23 protein-coding genes and 1 pseudogene are annotated in these 21,550 nt (G+C 68.1%); 8 read left to right on the plus strand and 16 right to left on the minus strand.

Annotation, left to right across the window (positions count from 1 at the left end; genetic code table 11):
- Positions 1–26: 26 nt before the first annotated feature.
- The 13 genes from FHQ07_RS13345 to FHQ07_RS13405 all read right to left on the minus strand — a co-directional run bounded on the left by FHQ07_RS13345 (position 27) and on the right by FHQ07_RS13405 (position 11,286).
- Positions 27–767: an HvfC family RiPP maturation protein gene (locus tag FHQ07_RS13345; protein ID WP_139717474.1), complete on the minus strand. Its 741-nt coding sequence runs from the start codon at positions 765–767 to the stop codon at positions 27–29.
- Positions 764–1,588 carry an HvfB family MNIO-type RiPP peptide maturase gene (locus FHQ07_RS13350; protein ID WP_139717476.1) on the minus strand — a complete coding sequence of 275 codons (825 nt, stop codon included), beginning with the start codon at positions 1,586–1,588 and terminating at the stop codon, positions 764–766. Before FHQ07_RS13350 ends, FHQ07_RS13345 begins: the two co-directional genes overlap by 4 nt.
- 6 nt (positions 1,589–1,594) lie before the next feature.
- On the minus strand, positions 1,595–2,107 hold the full coding sequence (locus FHQ07_RS13355) for an HvfA family oxazolone/thioamide-modified RiPP metallophore (RefSeq protein WP_168191570.1): 513 nt from the start codon (positions 2,105–2,107) through the stop codon (positions 1,595–1,597).
- Between the two features lie 103 nt (positions 2,108–2,210).
- The gene (gene phoU, locus FHQ07_RS13360; protein WP_139717479.1) at positions 2,211–2,912 is read right to left on the minus strand and encodes a phosphate signaling complex protein PhoU; all 702 of its coding nucleotides are present in this window, start codon (positions 2,910–2,912) and stop codon (positions 2,211–2,213) included.
- Positions 2,912–3,754, minus strand: a complete 843-nt coding sequence (pstB, locus tag FHQ07_RS13365; RefSeq protein ID WP_425476922.1) for a phosphate ABC transporter ATP-binding protein PstB — start codon at positions 3,752–3,754, stop codon at positions 2,912–2,914. Before pstB ends, phoU begins: the two co-directional genes overlap by 1 nt.
- Positions 3,747–4,616, minus strand: a complete 870-nt coding sequence (gene pstA / locus FHQ07_RS13370) for a phosphate ABC transporter permease PstA (RefSeq protein ID WP_139718099.1) — start codon at positions 4,614–4,616, stop codon at positions 3,747–3,749. Before pstA ends, pstB begins: the two co-directional genes overlap by 8 nt.
- A gap of 23 nt (positions 4,617–4,639) precedes the next feature.
- Positions 4,640–5,602: a phosphate ABC transporter permease subunit PstC gene (pstC, locus tag FHQ07_RS13375; RefSeq protein ID WP_139717483.1), complete on the minus strand. Its 963-nt coding sequence runs from the start codon at positions 5,600–5,602 to the stop codon at positions 4,640–4,642.
- A gap of 34 nt (positions 5,603–5,636) precedes the next feature.
- Positions 5,637–6,728 carry a phosphate ABC transporter substrate-binding protein PstS gene (gene pstS / locus FHQ07_RS13380; RefSeq protein WP_139717485.1) on the minus strand — a complete coding sequence of 364 codons (1,092 nt, stop codon included), beginning with the start codon at positions 6,726–6,728 and terminating at the stop codon, positions 5,637–5,639.
- Between the two features lie 168 nt (positions 6,729–6,896).
- Complete coding sequence (gene pstS, locus FHQ07_RS13385; protein ID WP_168191571.1) at positions 6,897–7,916, minus strand: phosphate ABC transporter substrate-binding protein PstS; 1,020 nt, start codon at positions 7,914–7,916, stop codon at positions 6,897–6,899.
- A gap of 187 nt (positions 7,917–8,103) precedes the next feature.
- Positions 8,104–9,330 (minus strand): OprO/OprP family phosphate-selective porin, encoded by a 1,227-nt coding sequence (locus FHQ07_RS13390; RefSeq protein ID WP_139717488.1) that lies wholly within the window; start codon positions 9,328–9,330, stop codon positions 8,104–8,106.
- A gap of 74 nt (positions 9,331–9,404) precedes the next feature.
- Positions 9,405–10,136, minus strand: coding sequence for an endonuclease III (gene nth / locus FHQ07_RS13395; RefSeq protein WP_139717490.1), 732 nt, complete (start codon positions 10,134–10,136; stop codon positions 9,405–9,407).
- On the minus strand, positions 10,133–10,504 hold the full coding sequence (locus FHQ07_RS13400) for a hypothetical protein (RefSeq protein WP_139717492.1): 372 nt from the start codon (positions 10,502–10,504) through the stop codon (positions 10,133–10,135). Before FHQ07_RS13400 ends, nth begins: the two co-directional genes overlap by 4 nt.
- Positions 10,504–11,286 carry an enoyl-CoA hydratase/isomerase family protein gene (locus tag FHQ07_RS13405; protein ID WP_139717493.1) on the minus strand — a complete coding sequence of 261 codons (783 nt, stop codon included), beginning with the start codon at positions 11,284–11,286 and terminating at the stop codon, positions 10,504–10,506. Before FHQ07_RS13405 ends, FHQ07_RS13400 begins: the two co-directional genes overlap by 1 nt.
- A 223-nt stretch (positions 11,287–11,509) precedes the next feature.
- Here FHQ07_RS13405 and FHQ07_RS13410 point away from each other — a divergent pair, with 223 nt between their 5' ends.
- The 4 genes and pseudogenes from FHQ07_RS13410 (at position 11,510) to arsC (ending at position 14,456) form a co-directional block, all read left to right on the plus strand.
- On the plus strand, positions 11,510–12,244 hold the full coding sequence (locus FHQ07_RS13410) for an FKBP-type peptidyl-prolyl cis-trans isomerase N-terminal domain-containing protein (RefSeq protein WP_139717495.1): 735 nt from the start codon (positions 11,510–11,512) through the stop codon (positions 12,242–12,244).
- An 83-nt stretch (positions 12,245–12,327) separates the two neighbouring features.
- Positions 12,328–13,145, plus strand: a pseudogene (locus FHQ07_RS13420) (CoA pyrophosphatase).
- Entirely contained in the window at positions 13,145–14,008 is an 864-nt protein-coding gene (locus FHQ07_RS13425; protein ID WP_139717500.1) for a sulfurtransferase, read from the plus strand. Before FHQ07_RS13420 ends, FHQ07_RS13425 begins: the two are co-directional and overlap by 1 nt.
- A 25-nt stretch (positions 14,009–14,033) precedes the next feature.
- Positions 14,034–14,456, plus strand: coding sequence for an arsenate reductase (glutaredoxin) (gene arsC, locus FHQ07_RS13430; RefSeq protein WP_139718101.1), 423 nt, complete (start codon positions 14,034–14,036; stop codon positions 14,454–14,456).
- A 3-nt stretch (positions 14,457–14,459) separates the two neighbouring features.
- Here the strand turns inward: arsC and FHQ07_RS13435 are convergent, their stop codons facing one another.
- The gene (locus FHQ07_RS13435; RefSeq protein ID WP_139717502.1) at positions 14,460–15,218 is read right to left on the minus strand and encodes an enoyl-CoA hydratase/isomerase family protein; all 759 of its coding nucleotides are present in this window, start codon (positions 15,216–15,218) and stop codon (positions 14,460–14,462) included.
- A 39-nt stretch (positions 15,219–15,257) separates the two neighbouring features.
- Here FHQ07_RS13435 and FHQ07_RS13440 point away from each other — a divergent pair, with 39 nt between their 5' ends.
- Complete coding sequence (locus tag FHQ07_RS13440) at positions 15,258–15,686, plus strand: copper chaperone PCu(A)C (protein ID WP_168191572.1); 429 nt, start codon at positions 15,258–15,260, stop codon at positions 15,684–15,686.
- Positions 15,687–15,701: 15 nt separating this feature from the next.
- Here FHQ07_RS13440 and FHQ07_RS13445 read toward each other — a convergent pair whose 3' ends face one another.
- Both FHQ07_RS13445 and uvrA read right to left on the minus strand, forming a co-directional pair.
- On the minus strand, positions 15,702–16,130 hold the full coding sequence (locus FHQ07_RS13445) for an acyl-CoA thioesterase (protein WP_139717506.1): 429 nt from the start codon (positions 16,128–16,130) through the stop codon (positions 15,702–15,704).
- Positions 16,127–19,036: an excinuclease ABC subunit UvrA gene (gene uvrA / locus FHQ07_RS13450; protein WP_139717508.1), complete on the minus strand. Its 2,910-nt coding sequence runs from the start codon at positions 19,034–19,036 to the stop codon at positions 16,127–16,129. The genes FHQ07_RS13445 and uvrA overlap by 4 nt, the downstream gene beginning before the upstream one ends.
- 672 nt (positions 19,037–19,708) lie before the next feature.
- Between uvrA and rplU the strand changes: the two genes are divergently transcribed.
- The 3 genes from rplU (at position 19,709) to obgE (ending at position 21,478) form a co-directional block, all read left to right on the plus strand.
- Positions 19,709–20,017 carry a 50S ribosomal protein L21 gene (gene rplU, locus FHQ07_RS13455; RefSeq protein WP_139717510.1) on the plus strand — a complete coding sequence of 103 codons (309 nt, stop codon included), beginning with the start codon at positions 19,709–19,711 and terminating at the stop codon, positions 20,015–20,017.
- Between the two features lie 17 nt (positions 20,018–20,034).
- Positions 20,035–20,295 (plus strand): 50S ribosomal protein L27, encoded by a 261-nt coding sequence (rpmA, locus tag FHQ07_RS13460; RefSeq protein WP_139717512.1) that lies wholly within the window; start codon positions 20,035–20,037, stop codon positions 20,293–20,295.
- A 103-nt stretch (positions 20,296–20,398) separates the two neighbouring features.
- Positions 20,399–21,478 carry a GTPase ObgE gene (gene obgE / locus FHQ07_RS13465; RefSeq protein WP_139717514.1) on the plus strand — a complete coding sequence of 360 codons (1,080 nt, stop codon included), beginning with the start codon at positions 20,399–20,401 and terminating at the stop codon, positions 21,476–21,478.
- Positions 21,479–21,550: the final 72 nt, after the last annotated feature.

Here is a 21,550-nt window from a genome sequence, read left to right on the forward strand (position 1 = left end):
GTTGCGGGTCGAGCGCGAACGACCCGCTATGCGCGGGTGCCGGGCAGCACGCCTTCGGCATGCAGGCGTGCCAGCATCGGCACGGCATCGTGCAGGAAGGCGTCGAAGTCGGCTTGCCCGGCGTCATCGGCCAGGCGAAGCAAGAGCTCGCGTCCACTGCGCCCCGGGTTCGCGCCGATCAGCTCCAGCAATCGGTACAGCAGTGGCGACAGCTTGGAGAAATGCACGCGGCCATCGGATTCGCGGCGCAACAGGATCAGGGTCGGTTCTGCCGGCGCGGCCGTCGGTTGATGCTCCGGCCCGATGCGGTCCACCGGCCAGCGATAGGCCAACGGCCAGGCCAGCGGCGACAGCAACGGCACGCCATCGAGCAGGTCGCCGTGCGCATCGTGCGCCGGCATCGGGGCATCGCTGAGCTGCAGGCCGAGTTCGGCCCATTCGTAATGCGCGAGCTCCGCCAGCCACGGGCGCCGTGGATCGGGTTCGGCTTCGATGTGGGCGATGAGTTCGCGGCCCAGCTCGGTGAACAGCGGCGTCCGGCTGTGGTGGCGGGCGAGGAAGCCGCGCAGCAGCGCCTGCCAGCCGGCATCGCCCAGGGTCTTGCGGATCACCGGGAAACCGCCGGCCAGCAAGCCGTCCAGGTTGTTGTAGACCAGGTCGCTGTAGATCTTGAGGCGGCGGGCCTCGATGCCGGGCGGCCCGGCGTGCGCATCCGGATCGCGCACGTGCTGGGCCATCGCCTCGAATTGTTCGCGCAGGCGGCTCATGCGGGCTGCACCTGCAGGTCGCGGATGCGTTGCACTTCGTCCAGCAACACCGGCAACGGCGGGAAGTTGAAGTCGCGCTCCAGCAGCGTGGGGCGCACGCCGTGCACGCGGTAGGCATGCGCCAGCAGGCCCCAGACGGCGTCCTTCACCGGCGTGCCGTGGGTGTCGATCTTGAGGTCATCGGCCTCGTCGTAGTGGCCGGCGACGTGGTAGCTGGCGATGCGCGCGGTCGGCATCGCGTCGATGAAGCCGTGCGCATCGTAGCCGTGGTTGATGGCATTGACGTGGACGTTGTTGACGTCCAGCAGCAGGTCGCAGTCGGCCTCGCGCAGCACGGCGTCGACGAATTCCACTTCGCTCAAGGCCTGGAACGGCGCGGCGTAGTAGCTCACGTTCTCGATCGCGATGCGCCGGCCCAGTGCGTCCTGCACGTCGCGGATGCGCGCGGCGACGTGGCGCACGGCTTCGTCGGTGAACGGGATCGGCAGCAGGTCGTAGAGATGGCCGTCCGCGCTGCAGTAGCTGAGGTGCTCGCTGTACAGCGCGGTCTGGTGGCGTTCGAGGAAATCGCGGGTCTTGCGCAGGAATGCCATGTCCAGCGGATCCGGCCCGCCCAGCGACAGCGACAGGCCGTGGCAGCTCAGCGGATGCCGCGAGGACAGCATGGCGAGCTTGTCGCCCAGCCCGCCACCGACGCCGATCCAGTTGTCCGGCGCGCATTCCAGAAAATCGAAGGCGCCCGCGGGCGCCTCGATCAACGCGTCGATCAGCGCGCGGCGCAGGCCGAGGCCCGCGCTGCGCATCGGCAATGCCTCAGGCATGCGCGGTCAGTTGGAACCGCCGCACTTGCCCTCGCCGCATTTGCCTTCGCCGCACTTGCCCTCGGCCTTGGCCTTGCCGGCGTCCTGCGCCGGCATGTCCTTCATCGCGGCATGGTGCTGGTCCATCTCGGCCTGGGTGATGAAGCCATCGCCGTCGATGTCGTGGGCGGCGAACTTCTCCTCCATGCCCTTGTGCGCGGCATCGAACTCGGCGCGCGACAGGCGGCCGTCCTTGTCCGCGTCCATGTCCGCCATGGCGTGGTGCTTGCCGGGATTGGGCTTGCCGACGGAGGCGCCACTGCCCTTGGCGGCAGCCTGGTCGCCGCCGCACTTGCCCTCGCCGCATTTGCCTTCGCCGCACTTGCCTTCGGCGGCCTTGGCTTCGGCCTTGGGGGCATCCTGCATGTAGCCGCTGGCCATCGCCTGCATCGAGAACAGCGAACCGGCGACCAGGGTGCCGGTGGCGACGGCGGCGCCGATCGCCAGGGCGACCGGCTTGTTGGTTTTGGACTGTGACATGGCAACTCCGGCGCGTCGGCGCATCGTGGTGTGCCGGCATCCTACCGCGCGGACGGCGCTGCCGCGACTTGCCCGAAGGCATCCATGCGGCGGATCGGTGCGTTCACACCACCGTGGTGCTGCTTTCGTCGCGCTTGTCGCGCGGCGGCATCAGTTCCTCGCCGTGGATCAGGAACCACACGTTCTCGGCGATGTTGGTGGCGTGGTCGCCGATCCGCTCCAGGTTCTTGGCCATGAACAGCAGGTGCGTGCACGGGGTGATCGCGCGCGCGTCTTCCATCATGTAGGTCAGCAGTTCTCGGAACAGGCCGGTGTACAGGGTGTCCAGTTCGGCGTCGTTGGCGCGCACGCGCAGGGCGGCATCGCCGTCGCGCTGGACGTAGGCATCGAGCACCTCGCGCACCTGGCGCGCGGCCATGCGGCCGAGCGCGTCCAGGCCGCGGGTGTGCGGCAGCGGCGGGCTCAGGTTCAGCGCCATCGAACGCTTGGCGATGTTGGCGGCGAGGTCGCCGATGCGCTCGATGTCCGAGGCCACCCGCAACGCAGCCAGGATCACCCGCAGGTCCGTAGCCATCGGGCCGCGGCGGATTAGCCGGATCACGTCGTGGTTGACTTGCTGCTCCATTGCGTCGATCGCCTCGTCGTTGCCGATCACGCGCTCGGCGGCCTTGTCGTCGCGGCGTTCGACCACGTCGAGCGCGGCATCCAGTTGCGCCACCGACATCTGGCCCATGCGGATCAGTTCGTCGAGCAGGGCGGCCTGCTCCTGGTCGTAGCTCTTGACGATGTGGTTGTGCTCGTTCATCAGCCGAAACGTCCCGTGATGTAGTCCTCGGTCTGCTGCTTCGAGGGGTTGGAGAAGATCTGCTCGGTGGCGCCGTGCTCGACCAGGTCGCCCAGGTACATGAAGGCGGTGTAGTCGGACACGCGCGCGGCCTGCTGCATGTTGTGGGTCACGATCATGATCGTGAAGTCCTGCTTGAGCTCCTCGACCAGCTGTTCGATGCGGCTGGTGGAGATCGGGTCCAGCGCCGAGGTCGGTTCGTCGAGCAGCAGCACGTCCGGGCGCAGTGCGACCGCGCGGGCGATGCACAGGCGCTGCTGCTGGCCGCCGGAGAGGCCGAGGCCGCTGGTCTTCAGCTTGTCCTTCACTTCGTCCCACAGCGCGGCCTGGCGCAGCGCCTGCTCGACGCGCGCGTCCATGTCGGCCTTGCCCAGGCGCTCGTGGTGGCGGATGCCGTAGGCCACGTTCTCGTAGATCGTCATCGGGAACGGCACCGGCTTCTGGAACACCATGCCGACCTTGCTGCGCAGGCGGTTCATCGGGTACTTGGCATCGAGGATGTTCTCGCCGTCCAGCAGCACCTCGCCCTTGGCCTCCAGCTTCGGGTAGAGCGCATAGATGCGGTTGAACACGCGCAGCAGGGTGGACTTGCCGCAGCCGGACGGGCCGATCAGCGCGGTGACGCGCTTTTCCGGCACCTCCAGGTTGATGTGCTTGACCGCGTGGAACCTGTCGTACCAGAAGTTCAGGTCGCGCGCGGCGATCTTCACCGGCGGCGCCAGCGGCAGGGCGGCGTCGCGCACGGCGGCGGCGACGGAAAGGCGTGCATCGTTCATGGGATCGATCCGCGGGAAGTTAGTCATTTGCGACTTTGTTGCGCAGTAGCAAGGTGCGCGCGATCAGGCTGATGGCCAGCACGAACAGGGTCACAAGCAGCGCGCCGGCCCAGGCCAGGTGCTCCCAGTTCTCGAAGCCGGAGCCTGCGAACTTGTACATCACCAGCGGCACCGCGCTCATCGCGCCGGTGACGTCGAGGCTGAAGAACTCGTTGCCGAAGGCGGTGAACAGCAGCGGCGCGGTCTCGCCGGAGATGCGGGCGAGCGCGAGCAGCACGCCGGTGACGATGCCGGGCAGGGCGCTGCGGTACAGCACCTGCATGGTCACCTTCCACTGCGGCACGCCCAGCGACAGCGCGGCTTCGCGCATCTGCACCGGCACCAGCCGCAGCATCTCGTCGGTGGTGCGCACCACCACCGGCAGCACGATGAAGGCCAGCGCCAGCGCGCCGCCGATCGCGGAGAAATTGCCGCCGGTCTGCATCACGAACGCCGCGTAGACGAACAGGCCGAGCACGATCGACGGCGCCGACAGCAGGATGTCGTTGACGAAGCGCACCACCGTGCCGAGCTTGCGGTTGTTGCCGACTTCGGCCAGCCAGGTGCCGGCGGCGATGCCGAGCGGCGTGCCGATCGCCACGCCCATGCCGCACATCAGCAGGGACCCGACGATGGCGTTGCGCAGGCCGCCGGCTTCCATCGGCGGCGGCTGGTCCTGGGTGAACAGCGACGGGCCGAGGTGGGCCAGGCCCTTGGCCAGCAGCGTCCACAGGATCCAGCCGAGGAAGGCCAGGCCGAACAGCGCGGCGGCGCAGGCCAGCGCGATCGCGATGATGTTGGTGATGCCGCGGCGCCGATACAGCGCGCTGCGCGCCTTGTCGCGGGCCATCGAAGCGGGAGCCGTCGCGGCGCTCATCGGTTGCCCTCCTTGCGTGCCAGCTGCATCAGCATCAGGCGGGCGATCGCCAGCACCACGAAGGTCACGATGAACAGCACGAAGCCGAGCAGCAGCAGCGCGGCGCGGTAGGTTTCGGTGGCCTCGCCGAAATCGTTGGCGATCAGCGCGGCGATGGTGGTGGACGGTTCCAGCAACGACTTGGTGAAGCCGACGCTGTTGCCGATCACGAAGGCCACCGCCATGGTCTCGCCGAGCGCGCGCCCCAGGCCGAGGAACACGCCGCCGATCACCGCCGAGCGGGTGTACGGCAACACGATGTCCCAGCTCACTTCCCACTTGGTCGCGCCCAGCGCGTAGGCCGATTCCTTCAGCCGCGACGGCACGGTCAGGAACACCTCGCGCATCACCGAGGAGATGAACGGGATCACCATGATCGACAGCACGATGCCGGAGGTCAGCATGCCGGCGCCGATCGGCGGGCCCTGGAACAGCGGGCCGATCAGCGCCAGCGGGCCGACGTGGTCGTTGAGCCAGGGGATCAGCGATTCGCGCATCACCGGCATCAGCACGAAGAAGCCCCACATGCCGTAGATGATCGAAGGCACGCCGGCCAGCAGTTCGATCGCGGTGCCCACCGGGGTGCGCAGCCAGCGCGGCGCGACCTCGGTCAGGAAGAAGGCGATGCCGAAGCTCACCGGCACCGCGATCAGCATGGCGATGATCGCGGTGACCACGGTGCCGTAGATCGGCACCAGCGCGCCGTACTTGTCCTCGACCGGGTTCCAGTCGGTGGAGAAGAAGAAGTCCAGGCCTTCGCTGGCCAGCACGCTGCGGCCGCCCCACAGCATCGACAGCGCGGCGCCGGCCAGGGTGACCAATACGAACACGGCGGTGGCGGTCAGCAGCCAGCGGAACAGGCGGTCGTTGCGCGCGTCGACGATGTCGCGCGCCGACGCGGGAAGGGCGGTGGCATTCATGCGTGGTCTCGGCTCGATGGGGGACTGGGCGCGCTTACTTCAGCTGCGCCGCCCAGTACGCCTCGACCTGTTGCACCAGTTCCGCCGGCAGCGGCACGTAGTCCAGCGCCTGCGCCTGCGCGCTGCCGTTGCCATGCGACCAGCGGAAGAATTCCAGCGCGGCCTTGGCGGCCACCGCGTCGCGCGGCTGCTTGCGCATCAGGATGAAATTGGTGGCGGCGATCGGCCACGCATCGGCGCCCGGCGCATTGGTGATCACCAGGTTGAAGTCCCGTGCGTTCTGCCAGTCGGCGCTGGCGGCGGCCGCGGCGAAGCTGGCCGCGCTTGGCTGTACCCACGCGCCGGATGCGTTCTGCATCGCCGCATGCGCCATCCTGTTCTGCAGCGCGTACGACAGCTCGACGTAGCCGATCGCGCCCTTCAGCTGCTTCACGTACGAGGCCACGCCCTCGTTGCCCTTGCCGCCGACGCTGGTGCCGGTCCAGTTCACGGTGGTGCCTTCGCCGACCTTGGCCTTCCAGTCGGCGCTGACCTTGGACAGGTAGTTGGTGAAGTTGTAGGTGGTGCCGGAACCGTCGGAGCGGCGCACCACGCTGATCTTCTCCGCCGGCAGCGCCACGCCCGGGTTGGCGGCGACGATGGCCGCGTCGTTCCACATCGCGACCTTGCCCAGGTAGATGTCGGCGAGCAGCGCGCCGGTGAGGCGCAGCTTGCCGGCTTCGATCCCGGGCAGGTTGACCACCGGCACCACCCCGCCGATCACCGACGGGAACTGCACCAGGCTGTCCTTGGCCAGTTCTTCCGGTGCCAGCGGCTTGTCCGAGGAACCGAAGTCGACGGTGCCGGCCTTGATCTGGGCGATGCCGCCGCCGGAGCCGATCGACTGGTAATTGACCTTGTTGCCGGTGGCGGCCGCGTAGTCGGCCGACCACTTGGAGATCAGCGGATACACGAAGCTGGCGCCAGCACCGGTGATCTCGGCGGCGACCTTGTCGCCGACCGGGGCCGAAGCCGTCGACGCGGCCTCGCCATTGGCGGCGGCCGGCGCGGATTCGTTCTTGCAGGCGGTCAGGCCGGCCAGCAGGCACAGGCTGAGGGCGGCGATGCGGGGCAGGGTGCGGTTCATCGGGGGCTCGTCTTCTGGTCGCATTGTTCGGATGGCGACATGAAATGATGTTTTTGTGACATGTCGATGACAGCGCCCCGGCTTTCGTCACAACGCCGGGTTCAGGCGCAAAAAAAAGCGGGCCCGAAGGCCCGCTCGCGACGTACATCCCTGGTCGGGGGATTCGGATCAGTACTTCATCTCGGTCGCCCAGTAGGCGTCGATCTGCTGCACCAGCGCATCCGGCAGCGGCACGTAGTCCAGCGCCTTGGCCTGGGCGTCGCCGTTGGCGTACACCCACTTGAAGAAGTCCTTGGCGTTCCTGGCACCGGCGGCGTTCTTCGGGGTCTTGTACATCAGGATGAAATTGGTGGCGGTGATCGGCCAGCTGTTCTCGCCCGGCGCATTGGTCATCACCAGGTAGAAGTCCCTGGCGTTCTTCCAGTTGGCGTTGGCGGCGGCGGCGGAGAAGGTGTCGTCGCTCGGGTTGACGAAGTTGCCGGCGGCGTTCTTCATGCGGCTGTAGGTCAGCTTCTGCTGCAGCGCGTAGGACAGCTCGACGTAGCCGATCGAACCGTTGATCTGCTTGACGTAGGCGGTCACGCCCTCGTTGCCCTTGCCGCCGATGCCGACCGGCCATTTCACCGCGGTGCCTTCGCCGACCGTGGACTTCCACTGCGCGTTGACCTTCGACAGGTAGTTGACGAAGTTGAAGGTGGTGCCGGAGCCGTCCGAACGGTGGACCACGGTGATCTTCAGGTCGGGCAGCTTGAGGCCGCCGTTCAGCGCGACGATGCGCGGGTCGTTCCACTTCTCGACCTTGCCCAGGAAGATGTCGGCCAGCAGCTCGCCGTCCAGCTTCATCGCGCCGGCGACCACGCCCGGCACCTTCAGCACCGGCACCACGCCGCCGATCACCGACGGGAACTGGGCCAGGCCGAACTTGTCCAGCTCTTCCGGCTTCAACGGGGCGTCGGACGAGCCGAAGTCGACGGTGCCGGCCTTGATCTGGGCGATGCCGCCGCCGGAGCCGATCGACTGGTAGTTGACCTTCTTGCCGGTGGCCTTGGCGTAGTCGGACGACCACTTCGACATGACCGGGTACACGAACGACGCGCCAGCGCCGGTGACATCGGCGGCCATGGCGCCTGCGGCGAAGCTGGTCGCCAGCGCGAGGGCGGCGACGCGGAATTGGATGGACTTGAACACGCGATGCTCCAGAGGTTGTGCACGAAATTGGAAAGGCGGGCCGCTGCCCGGCTGCGTGCATTGCATAACGGTTCGATGACAGCGCGATGGAGGTGCGATGACAGATCGATGACAGTGCCGGCCGCGCGCGAACGAAAAAGGGCGCGACTTGCGTCGCGCCCCTCCGGGTCCGATGGCGGTGCGGCGCTTACCAGAAGAACTGCGCGCGGAACTCGACCACGCTCGGGTCGTCGTGGAGGATCGCCTTGGCCGTACTGTTGTACTTGCTGCTGGTGACCTTCACGTAGTTCGCCGCCAGCTTGAAGTTGGAGCGCAGGTACCAGTTCGCGCCCAGCGTCCACGCATCCATCTTGCCGCCCAGCACGCCGGTGACCACCGGGGTGGCGCCGCTGGTGTTCAGGCTGCCGTCGTTGAGGTCGATGGTGTCGTAGCGCAGGCCGACCTGCCACATGCCGGATTCCGGCTCGTTCGGCAGCGGGGTGGTCGGGGTGCCCGCCTTGTAGCCCCAGGTCTCGCCGGTCACGTTCCACAGCGCGCTGAGGTAGGCACCCTTGCCGGTGAAGTCGGAGAAGCTGCCGCCGCGACCGGTGGTGCTGCGCATGTACTCGCCCTGCAGCTTGAACGGTCCCTTGACCCACATGCCTTCCAGGCCGGTGGTGGCGACCTTGTCGGCCAGGGTCAGGTTGCCGGTATCGACCAGGCGCACGCCGGACAGGTCGGCGTTCGGGCGGGCGCGCCAGCGCTGGGTATCCTGCACGTTGTTGCCGACGGCGCCGAGTTCGGCGTCATAGCGGGCATACGACAGGCCGAGGTGCAGGAGGTTGCCGGTCTCGTTGATCGGCGCCCAGGTGCCGCGCAGGCCGAAGCCGTTGCCGGCGCCCAGGTTGCGGGTCAATTCGCGGCCGAACACGCTGCCGGTCACGCTCCAGTTGGCATCGCCCATGCCGTAGGCGACGCCGACGCGGCGGGCGACTGCCCAGGTATTGGTGATGGTGGCCTTGGAGATGAAATCGTTGTTCTTGGTCGAGCTCAGCTCTTCCAGGCTGTTGGGCTGCTTGAACTGGCCGAACTGGACGAAGTTGCTGCTGTTGCCGCCGATCTTGTACTTCAGGTTGGTATCCAGCCACTTGTCGGCCTTGGCGTCGTAGCCGAGCACCCACTCGAAGTTGCCCGGGCCCTTGCCTTTCAGGACCAGCTCGGCGCGGCGCAGCTTGAAGTCGCCGTCCTTGCCGTCGGTGGCCGAGCCGTTGAGGTTGGCCAGGTCGCTGTGGAACCAGTTGGCGTCGGCCTGCAGCAGGCCCTCGAAGCTGACTTCGGAGCCGGCGATCACGTCGATCGGCACTTCCGCGTGCGCGGCCGGGGCGGCGAGGGCGGCCAGCAAGGCCATGGACAGGGTGCGGCGGGAGAGTTTCATGGGGTTGCCCTGGTGAGGTTGGGAAGCGGCACGCGGGGTGCCGATGGCGCGCAGCCTAGGGCGTGAATCTTTCGTTATTGTGACAAGGCTGTCTTTTTATCGACATGTGCGCGCCATGCGCTGTCGTCATCGATGGCGGCGGTCTTGCCGGGAAACTTGCACAGGTCCCGGATCGGGCAGTGCGGGCAGTCCGGCTTGCGTGCCTTGCAGGTGTAGCGTCCGTGCAGGATCAGCCAGTGATGGGCGTCCAGCCGGAATTCCTCCGGCACCAGCTTCACCAGCTTGTCTTCGACGGTGCGGACGGTCTTGCCCGGCGCCAGCCCGGTGCGGTTGGACACACGGAAGATATGGGTGTCGACGGCGATGGTCGGTTCGCCGAACGCGGTATTGAGGATCACGTTGGCGGTCTTGCGGCCGACCCCGGGCAGGGCTTCCAGTGCGGCGCGCGTGCGCGGCACTTCGCCCTCATGTTGCTCGAGCAGCAGCCGGCACATGGCGATCACGTTCACCGCCTTGGTGTTGAACAGGCCGATGGTGGCGATGTACGGCTTCAGCCCGTCCTCGCCCAGCGCGAGGATCGCCCGCGGCGTGTTCGCGACCGGGAACAGCTTGCGCATCGCCTTGTTCACGCCGACATCGGTGGCCTGCGCTGACAGGATCACCGCCACCAGCAATTCGAACGGACTGGTGTATTCCAGTTCGGTGGTCGGTTCCGGGTTGAGCTCGCGCAGGCGCGAGAACAGTTCGACGATCTGTCCGCGGGTCAGCTTGCTGCCGCGCACGGGACGTTCCGATGCCGGCTTCATGGCGTGCGCGCGGCCGCTTTCGCCAGTGCGCGCGCCAGCACGTCGGCGGCGGCCGACGGCAATGCCGGCGCCTTGGCGGCTTGCGAGGATGCTGGCGCACGCGCCGCTTCGCGTTCGGCCTTGCGCCGTGCGAGCCTTGCGCCACGCGCGCGGTAACGGTCGCGCGCGGCGAGCGCGAGCCGTCGCTGGTCGCGCGCGGCGGCGAGGCGTGCGTTGCAACCGTCAGCGCAGGCCGGACAGCGATGTGCGTCGAGCAGGCCCTGCGTCATCGCCGCATCCAGGTCGTCCGCGGCCAACAGCGCCAGCAAGGCATGCGCGCCGGCGCCGTCGGCGGACGCGCAGGCGCAATGCGGGCAGGGCGCGGCCATCAGCGTCCGTGGAACGCCGGCTTGCGCTTTTCCAGGAACGCCGAGGTGCCTTCGCGCATGTCCTGGGTGGAGAACACCAGGCCGAACTGCGCGGCTTCGTATTCCAGGCCTTCCTCGATCCCGCATTCGCCGCCGATGTTGACGCAGTCGATCATGCCGCGCAGGGCCAGTGGCGCCGAGCCCGCGAGTTGCGCCGCAAGCTTCATGGTCTCGGCTTCCAGTTCCGCCGCCGGCACCACGCGGTTGACGATGCCGAGCTGCAGCGCACGTTCGGCATTGATCGGCGCGCCGGTCAGGCACAGCTCCAGGGTGGCGGCGCGGCCGCACAGGCGCAGCAGGCGCTGGGTGCCGCCGAAACCCGGGATCAGGCCGAGGTTGATCTCCGGCTGGCCGAGCTTGGCGCTGTCGGCGGCGATGCGCAGGTGGCAGCACATCGCCAGTTCCAGCCCGCCGCCGAGGGCGAAGCCGTTGACCATCGCGATCACCGGCTTCGGCATCTTTTCGACACGGCGCATCATGCGCGTCCCGCGCAGGGAGAAATCGCGGCCCTGCACCGGGCTCAGCGCATTCATTTCGGCGATGTCGGCGCCGGCCACGAACGCCTTGGGCCCGCTGCCGGTCAGGACCACCACGCGGACCGCATCGTCGACGGCGGCGTCGGCGAAGGCGGCGTCGAGCGCGTCCAGGGTCGCTGCGTTCAGCGCGTTGAGCTTGTCGGGGCGGTTGACGCGGATCGTGCGCACGCCGTCGGCGGTGGCGATCAGCAGCAGGGGGTTGGTCATGCGGCCTCTGGGAGTCGTTTTTGCGTGAAGGGGGAGGGGTTGGAACTTTTCCCGGCTGGCGCGGGTCGGAGTAAGGCCTCAGTGGCGGTTAAGCCCTGCGGCCGCTATCCTAGCGTGTCCATCCGGGGCGGTTCGACCGGCGGCAAGTTAAGCACCGCGCGGCCTGGCCGCGTCGGACCCAAGGGCGGCGAAGCCGCCCCAAATTTTGAGCGAGGTTGTGTTGATGAAGTTGCGCGTGCTTGCTGCCAGCCTGGCGGCCCTGACCCTCACCGCCGGCATCGCCTCGGCGCAGACCAAGCCGGCCGCGCCGGCCCCGGCCAAGCCCGCTGCCGCTACGGCCGCCCCGGCGGCGTCCGGTGCGGTCGACAAGACCCATGCGAGCTACGCCTTCGGCTGGTCGCTGGGCCAGGAACTGGTCAACTCCGGCGAACCGATCGACATCGCCACCGTCGTGCGCGGCGTGCAGGACGCCTATGCCAAGAAGCAGCCGGCCTATACCGAGCAGCAGCTGGGCACGGCCTATTCCGGCTTCCAGCAGCGCGTGCAGAAGAAGATGGAAGACGCGTTCAAGAAGGCGCTGGCCGACAACCAGGCGCAGTCCACGGACTTCGTCACCAAGTACAAGGCCCAGCAGGGCGTGGTGACCCTGCCGAGCGGCATCATGTACCGCATCGCCAAGCAGGGCACCGGCGCCAAGGTCACCGCCACCAGCCAGGTGCAGATCGCGCTGCGCAGCTTCCTCGCCGCGGTCGGCGTGCCGCTCAGCGGCGTGCAGACCCCGCCGGCGTTCAAGGTCTCCGATGCGCCGATCCCCGCGCTGAAGGAAACCCTGCCGCTGATGTCGCAGGGTGCGGTGTGGGAAGTGGTGGTGCCGCCGGGCAAGGGCGTGGGCGACCAGAACCAGCAGTTCGCGCAGCAGGCCGTCGCCATCCAGGTCGAGCTGGGCGCGGTCAAGTAATCGTTGCCCTGTCCGCAGGTGTTCCGCGATGCGCCGGTTATGCCGGCGCATCGCGTTTCCGGAAGCGATGCTACGGTAGCGACATGACTTACCAGTTCCGTGCCGTGCTGAGTCCCTGCATCGGCATCTGCAACATCGACGACGACGGCCTGTGCGCCGGCTGCCACCGCAGCGGCGACGAGATCGCCGCGTGGCCGATGATGAACGACGATGTCCGCCTGCGCCTGATGGAAGACGTCCTGCCCCGGCGTGCGGCGCGGCGCGAGCCGGCCTGATGCCCCTGGCCGCGCTTGTCGAGTCGCTGCGGCTGGCGGTGCATCCGCTTGACCGGCCGCCGGCCGGCGAACCCTGGAACCTGCACGAACTGGACGGCCTGCTGTCGCCCGGCGAGCCCAGGGCTGCAGCCGTGCTGGTGGGCGTGATGGCCCATGCAGACGGTCCCAGCGTGCTGCTCACCCGCCGCCATGACGGCCTGCGCCACCACGCCGGGCAAGTGAGTTTCCCCGGCGGCCGGATCGAAAGCTTCGACCCGAGCCCCGCCGCGGCCGCCCTGCGCGAGGCGCGGGAGGAAGTCGGCCTGCAGGCCGCGCAGGCCACGGCGCTGGGCTATCTCGATCCGATGCTCACCATCACCGGCTTCCGCGTGCTGCCGTTGCTGGCGTTGATCGAGCCCGATTTCGCGCCGCGACCGGATCCGGGCGAGGTCGCCGAGGTGTTCGAGGTGCCGCTGGATCTGCTGCTGGATCCTGCCAGGCTGGAGAAAATCGAGCTGCAATTCGGCGGACGGCCGCGCCACGTGCTCCAATACCGTTATGACCAGCAACGGATCTGGGGCGTGACCGCCTCGATCCTGTTCAACCTCCGCGAACGCCTCGCGCATGCAATCCCCGGGAGGATCTGATGGCCGGATGGACAACCCTGGTGCAGGCCGAAACCCTGGCGATCGGCCTCAACCGCAGCGACCTTGCGATCGTCGATTGCCGTTTCAGCCTGCTCGATCCCAATGCCGGCGAGAACGCCTACCTGGCCTCGCACCTGCCGGGCGCGGTCTATGCGCACCTCGAGCGCGACCTGTCGGAAATGTCGCCGCATGGCGAGGGCCGGCACCCGTGGCCGTCCGCGGAGGTCTTCACCGCCAAGTTGTCGCGCTGGGGCATCGGGCCGACCGTGCAGGTCGTCGCCTACGACAATGGCGATGGTGCGCACGCCGCGCGGTTGTGGTTCCTGCTGCGCATGCTGGGCCATGAAAAAGTCGCCGTGCTCGATGGCGGCTGGGCGCGCTGGACCGCGCTGGGCTTGCCGGTGTCATCGTCGCCCGCCACCGTCGCGGATCAGTTCCGGGCGAAATACCAGGCCGCCCAGCTGTCCTTCGACGCCTCGCGCCTGTTGGGCGCGGAGGCGGTCGAGGCGCACCTGCAGCAGGGCGGCATGCTGGTGGATGCGCGCGCAGCGTCGCGCTTCCGCGGCGAAGAGGAGCCGATCGACCGCATCGCCGGCCACGTGCCCGGCGCGATCAACCGTCCGTATTCCGACAATCTTGCCGACGGCCGCTTCAAGTCGCCGATGCAACTGGCCGACGAATTCCGCGCCATGCTCGGCGAGCGCAGCCCGGACCAGGTCGTGGCGATGTGCGGTTCCGGCGTCACCGCCTGTCACCACCTGCTGGCGATGGAACGCGCCGGATTGCGCGGCGCGAAGCTGTACACCGGTTCGTGGAGCGGCTGGATCAGCGACCCCGCGCGGCCCGTCGCGGCCGGCGCCTGAGCATGCGTCGATCCGCGCCATGACCATGCCCGTCGAAATCTGGCACAACCCGGCCTGCGGCACCTCGCGCAATGCGCTGGCGCTGATCCGCCACGCCGGGATTGAACCGCGCATCGTCGAGTACCTGCAGTCGCCGCCGGACAAGGCGCGATTGCGCGAGGCGATCGCCGCCGCCGGCCTGTCCGTGCGCGAGGCGATCCGCAGCAAGGAGCCGGCCTACCTCGCCAACGGGCTGGACGATGCCGCGCTCACCGACGATGCGCTGCTCGACGCGATGCTCGCGCATCCGGCGCTGATCAACCGGCCGTTCGTGTTCAGCCCGCTGGGCACCCGCCTATGCCGGCCGGACTCGTCGCTGGTGCTGGACGTGCTGCCGCCCTGCGACAAGCCGTTCGTGAAGGAAGACGGCGAGGTGGTGATCGACGAACGCGGCAATCGCGTCCGCTAAGGCTCACTTGCCGATGCGCGCCAGCATCGCGCGCAATCCCGCCTGCGTATCCGGCTCCATCCACGCACCGACGAAGCGCGGCAGGTCGATGCGTTCCGGCCGCAGCGCGGCCACGGCGTCGCGCCGGGCGATGCGGCGGGTTTCCTGCATCGGCTTGCGCGGCAATTGCAGCAGCTCTTCCAGCCACACGCGGGCACGGGTGGCGACGTCGTCGATCCCGGTCAGTTCATCGACCAGCCCGATGCGCAACGCCTCGGCCGCATCCGGCATCGCACCGGCGACCAGCAGGCGTTCCGCGCGATGCGGCCCGACCACGCGCGCCAGCAGCGACTGGATGCCTTCCGGCGCCACCAGCCCGACCTGGGTTTCGTTGAGGCCGATCCGGTACGGGCCTTCGGCCATGATCCGGTAGTCGCAGCACAGCGCCAGCACGCAGCCGCCGGCGGGCGCATGCCCGGCCATCGCCGCGACCACCGGCACCGGCGATTCCAGCAGGGCGCGCGCGGCATCGAAGAACGCGGTCCAGGCGTGCAACAACGCGGCCTGGTCGTCGCCCAGCGAGAGCAGGTAGGGCACGTCGAGGCCGGCCGAGAACACCTTCGGGCCGCCGGACAGCACGATGCCGCCGGCGCCATTGGCCAGCGCGGCGGCCAGCGCGGCGGCCAGGTCGTTGCACAGCGCGGGATCCAGCGCGTTGACCGGCGGGCGCGCCAAGCGCAGTTCGGTGACGTGGCCGTGGACGAGGGTTTCGACGAGCGGCATGGCGGGATCCGGATGCAGGGCAGCCGTTATCATAGGCGCATGAAGATCCGCATCGCATTGCTGCTGTTGTGCCTGCCGCTGTCCGCCTGCGCCCGCGACTGCGCGCCCAAGGTCAAGGACGGCTGGATCCGCCTCATGCCCGGCGGCATGCCGATGCAGGCCGGGTTCGGCCGGATCGACAACCATTGCCCGATGCCGGCGACCATCGTCTCGGCCAGCAGCCCGGCCTACGGCAGCGTCGAGTTGCACGAATCGAAGCTGGTCGACGGCATCAACCGCATGCGCGAAGTGCCGGAGCTGCGGATCGCGCCGGATGGCGCGGCGCTGCTGCAGCCGGGCGGCCTGCACCTGATGCTGATGCAGCCGAAGGCGACGCTGAAGCCGGGCAGCCGCGTCGCCATCGTGTTCAAGCTGAAGGACGGCCGCGAACTGCTCGGCGAATTCGAGGCGCGCAAGCCGGCGCCCTGATTCCATCGGCGGACTTCAGTCCGTTGCCGGCGCCATCAGCGATTCATGCGCGCGCCGCACGCCCTCCGGCAGCGGCCGCGACTTGCCGCTGCGGCGGTCGATCCACACCACCACCGCATGCCCGTCGCAGTGCAGGGTGCCGTCCGCCGCCAGGATGCGATGGCCGAGGGTCACGCTGCTGGTGCCGAGCCGCTCGGTGAACAGCTCGACGAAGACATTCGCCGGGTACTCGATCGGCAGCTTGTAGTTGAGCAGGGTCTGCGCGAGCACCGGGCCGTATTCCTCCGTCACCCACGGTGCGTCCAGGCCTTCCAACCACTCGATGCGCGCCTGTTCGATGAAGGTCAGATAGCGCGCATTGTTGACGTGGTTGAACGCGTCCAGGTCGCTCCAGCGCAGCGGGATCGCCATGCGGAACAACGTGCCGGTTGCTGGCTGGCTCATGCGGTTTTCTTCCTTGCCTTCTTCGCGGCAGGCTTGGGCGTGGATGCCGAGCGTGCCGCGTTTTTTTCGAGCAAAGGCGCAAGGAAGCGGCCGGTGTGCGAGGCCGGGTTGGCGGCCACGTCCTCCGGCGTGCCCTGGGCGATGATCATGCCGCCGCGATGGCCGCCCTCCGGGCCGAGGTCGACCACCCAGTCCGCGGTCTTGATCACGTCCAGGTTGTGTTCGATGACGACGATGGTATTGCCGTCGTCGCGCAGCTTGTGCAGCACCGCCAGCAGGTGCTCGATGTCGTGGAAATGCAGGCCGGTGGTCGGCTCGTCGAGGATGTACAGGGTGCGGCCGGTATCGCGGCGCGACAGTTCCTTCGACAGCTTCACGCGCTGCGCCTCGCCGCCGGACAGCGTGGTCGCCGACTGGCCCAGCTTGATGTAGCTCAGGCCCACGTCCATCAGCGTCTCGAGCTTGCGGGCGATGCTCGGCACCGGTTGGAACAGCTCCAGCGCGTCTTCCACGGTCATTTCCAGCACGTCGCGGATGCTGTGGCCCTTGTAGAGGATCTCCAGCGTCTCGCGGTTGTAGCGCTTGCCGGCGCAGACGTCGCAGGGCACGTACACGTCGGGCAGGAAGTGCATCTCGACCTTGATCAGGCCGTCGCCCTGGCAGGCCTCGCAGCGGCCGCCGCGCACGTTGAAGCTGAAGCGGCCCGGCGCATAGCCGCGCGCGCGCGCTTCCGGCACCTGCGCGAACAGCTCGCGCAGCGGGGTGAACAGGCCGGTGTAGGTCGCCGGATTCGAGCGCGGCGTGCGTCCGATCGGCGACTGGTCGATGTCGACCACCTTGTCGAACAGGTCCAGGCCCTGCACTTCGCGGTACGGCGCCGCGGTGTGCGAGGCGCCGTTGATTTCGTTCGCGGCCAGCGAATACAGGGTGTCGTTGATCAGCGTCGACTTGCCGGAACCGGACACGCCGGTGACGGCGGTGAACAGCCCCGACGGAATCTCCAGGTCGACGTCCTTCAGGTTGTTGCCGCTGGCGCCCTTCAGCTTGAGCATCAGCTTGCGGTTGGGCGGGTTGCGGTGCGCCGGGACCTCGATCTTCTTCTTGCCGGACAGGTATTGCCCGGTGACCGAGCGCGGCGCCTTCAACACCTCCGGCAGGCTGCCCTGCGCGACCACGTCGCCGCCATGCACGCCGGCGCCGGGGCCGATGTCGACGATGTAGTCGGCCAGGCGGATCGCGTCCTCGTCGTGCTCGACCACGATCACCGTGTTGCCGAGGTCGCGCAGGCGGGTGAGGGTGCCGAGCAGGCGCTCGTTGTCGCGCTGGTGCAGGCCGATGCTGGGCTCGTCGAGCACGTACATCACCCCGACCAGCCCCGCGCCGATCTGCGAGGCCAGGCGGATGCGCTGTGCCTCGCCGCCGGACAGCGAATCGGCCTTGCGCTCCAGCGTGAGGTAGTCGAGGCCGACATCGACCAGGAAGCCGAGCCGTTCGCGGATTTCCTTGACGATCTTGACCGCGATCTCGCCGCGCCAGCCGGGCAACGTGAGCTTGTCGAAGAAGGCGAGCGAGGCGTCGATCGGCAGCGTCGCGATCTCCGGCAGCGGCCGGTCGGCGACGAACACGTTGCGCGCGGCGCGGTTCAGGCGCGCACCGCCGCAGTCGGGGCAGGGGCGTTCGCTGATGTACTTCGCCAGTTCCTCGCGCACCGCGGCGGATTCGGTTTCGCGGTAGCGGCGCTCCAGGTTCGGCAGGATGCCTTCGAAGGTGTGCTTGCGCTGGTACTTGTTGCCGTTCTCGCCCACGTAGACCAGGTTGATCACCTCGTCGCCGCTGCCGTGCAGGACGATGTCGCGGATCTTCGCCGGCAGCAGCTGCCAGGGCATGTCCACGTCGAACTTGTAGTGCTTGGCCAGCGACGCGATCATCGAGAAGTAGTAGGCGTTGCGGCGGTCCCAACCGCGCATCGCGCCCGCCGCGAGCGACAACTCCGGATGCGCCACCACCCGCGACGGATCGAAGAACTGCGACACGCCCAGGCCGTCGCAGGTCGGGCAGGCGCCGACCGGCGAGTTGAACGAGAACAGCCGCGGTTCCAGCTCCGGCAGCGAGTAGTCGCAGACCGGGCAGGAATACTTCGACGAGAACAGCAGCGGCTCGCGCGCCGGCTCGTCCATCGACTGCACGATGGCCATGCCGTCGCCGAGCTTGAGCGCGGTCTCGAACGATTCGGCCAGGCGCTGCTTGATCTCCGCGCGCGGCTTGAAGCGGTCGATGACGGCTTCGATGGTGTGCTTCTGGCGCAGTGCCAGCGCCGGCACTGCATCGATCTCGTGCACCTGGCCGTTGACGCGCACGCGCGTGTAGCCTTGCGCGCGCAGCTGCTCGAACACCTGCAGGTGCTCGCCCTTGCGCTCGCGGATCACCGGCGACAGCAGCATCCAGCGTTGCTCGCCGAGCGCGGCATCGGCTTCCATCGCCAGCACTGCATCGACCATCTGGCTGACGGTCTGCGCTTCCAGCGGGAAGTGGTGGTCGGGGCAGCGCGGGCTGCCGACGCGCGCGTACAGCAAGCGCAGGTAGTCGTGGATCTCGGTGATGGTGCCGACGGTGGAGCGCGGGTTGTGGCTGGTGGATTTCTGCTCGATCGAGATCGCCGGCGACAGGCCCTCGATGTGGTCGACGTCGGGCTTGTCCATCACGCTCAGGAACTGGCGCGCGTAGGCCGACAGCGATTCGACGTAGCGGCGCTGGCCTTCGGCATAGATCGTGTCGAAGGCGAGCGAGGACTTGCCGGACCCGGACAGGCCGGTGATCACGATCAATTTCTCGCGCGGCAGGTCGAGGTCGATGTTCTTGAGGTTGTGCGTCCGTGCGCCGCGGATGCGGATGTAGTCCAGCGCCATCGTGGGTCTGTCCTGCGGGTGGGGGTGGCCGGCGCGATGCGAAGGCCAATCGGGAAGCGTAGCGAGCAGGTGATTTGGGGGCAAATCGGTGGATTGCCAGCTTTCGTTATGGGCGTCTCCGGGGCTGCGACGCAGGGCCGCCGTGTGCCCCGGGGCTGGCCTCGCCGCCTTGTCCAGTCGTCCTGACTGATGCGGCGGGCGCGGGCACGCCGCTTCGCGGCTCCTCCGGCCCGGCGCAGCGCGCCGGGCGTTCAGCCGGGCTGCGCGGTAGTGCCGCGCAAGCGGCCCAGCTTCACCCATGGCCCGCTCGAACTCCTCCCCCAGACACACGACGCCCCCGAGCCATGTCGCGGGGTGTGGACAAGCGGTTTTCGCTCTTCGGCTGTTCCCATCCAATGTCGTCAACTCACCCGAGCGTCCCGAGGCGGCCGGGGGTAATCCCGAGCGGGCCACGGATGGCCCGCGCCCGTGACCTGAGTCCTGGACGACTCGAGGGAGCGGCGGGATTGCCCCCGGCCGCCTCGGGACGCGATCCGGGACCCCAGTTGACCCTAACTAGCTGAATCCCCTACAATTCCGCTCCTGTCTGCCCTCGATGGCACTCAGCGTGTCGGATTTAACGGCCGACATGACCAAGAAGAACTACAGAAACCACAGTCAGGAACCACCATCATGTACGCAGTACTGGTCACCGGCGGTAAGCAATACCGCGTGATGCAGGGCGAAAAGCTCCGCGTCGAGAAACTCGAAGCCGAAGCCGGCAGCGAGATCAAGTTCGACAACATCCTGCTGCTCGGCGACGCCGACGGCATCAAGCTGGGCGACGCGCTGAAGGGCGCTTCGGTTGCCGCCAAGGTCGTCGGCCACGGCCGTGCCGACAAGGTGCGCATCGTGAAGTTCCGTCGCCGCAAGCACCATCGCAAGCAGATGGGCCACCGCCAGCACTACACCGAAATCGAAATCACCGGCATCGCCGGCTGAGCTAAGGAGAATCCGTCATGGCACATAAAAAGGGCGTAGGCTCCTCGCGCAACGGCCGCGACTCCAACCCGAAGTACCTGGGCGTCAAGATCTACGGCGGCCAGGCCATCGAGGCCGGCAACATCATCGTCCGCCAGCGCGGCACCCAGTTCCACCCGGGCATGGGCGTCGGCCTCGGCCGCGACCACACCCTGTTCGCGCTGGTCGACGGCAAGGTCGAGTTCTCGGCCAAGGGCCCGAAGAAGCGCCGCACGGTCAGCATCGTCGCCGCGGAGTAATCCACGCCGATGCGCCGCGAACGGCCCCGCTTCGGCGGGGCTTTTCGTTTCTGCAGGCTGGCTGCTCCTCACACACTTCACCGGACACGGCACAATCGCCCACATGAAACTCGTCGACGAAGCTGAAATCACCGTCACCGCCGGCAATGGCGGCAATGGCTGCATCGCGTTCCGTCGCGAGAAGTTCATCCCGCTCGGCGGCCCCAACGGCGGCGACGGCGGCAACGGCGGCGACGTCTGGCTGCAGGCCGACGAGAACCTCAACACCCTGGTCGACTTCCGCCACGAGACGCGCTTCAAGGCGCAGCGCGGCGAGAACGGCATGGGCAGCCAGATGTACGGCAAGGCCGGCGACGACAGGACCATCATCGTGCCGGTCGGCACCGTGGTCCACAACGTCGACACCGACGAGGTGATCGGCGACCTGACCGAGCATGGCCAGCGCCTGCTGGTGGCCAAGGGCGGGCAGGGCGGCCTCGGCAACATGCACTTCAAGAGCTCGGTCAACCGCACCCCGCGCCGGGCCACGCCGGGCACCGAGGGCGAGACCCGGGTGCTGCGGCTGGAGCTGAAGCTGCTGGCCGACGTGGGCCTGCTCGGCTTCCCCAATGCGGGCAAGTCGACCTTCATCCGCGCGGTCTCGGCGGCCACGCCGAAGGTCGCCGACTATCCGTTCACCACCCTGTATCCCAACCTCGGCGTGGTCAGCGTGGAAGTGGGCCGCAGCTTCGTGATCGCCGACATCCCCGGCCTGATCGAGGGCGCGGCCGACGGCGCCGGCCTTGGCAGCCTGTTCCTGCGCCACGTGCAGCGCACCCGCCTGCTGCTGCACCTGGTCGACATGGCGCCGATGGATTACGAAGGCAGCGCGGTCTCGCCGGCGGAGCAGGTGCGGGCGATCGAGCACGAGCTGCGCAAGTACGATCCGGCGATGCTGGAGAAGCCGCGCTGGCTGGTGCTGAACAAGGCCGACCTGATGTTCGAGGACGAGGCGCGGGCCGCGGCCGAGGCGATCGTCGCCGAGCTGGACTGGAAGGAACCGTGGTACATCACCTCGGCGCTGGGTCGCGAAGGCACCCGTCCGATCATGCTGGCGGTGCAGGCCTTCTTCGACCGCCTGCGCGAGGACGAACTCGAGGCTGCGGCGAATGAAGCGGCGGCGAGCACGAATGGCGATGCTTGAGGCATTCGCGCAGGCAGCGAGAAAACGCCCGGAGCGTTTTTCGACATCGCGTCGGCGATGCTCCGGATCGTG

It is taken from the genome of Thermomonas aquatica (genome assembly GCF_006337105.1).
GTDB lineage: Bacteria > Pseudomonadota > Gammaproteobacteria > Xanthomonadales > Xanthomonadaceae > Thermomonas > Thermomonas aquatica.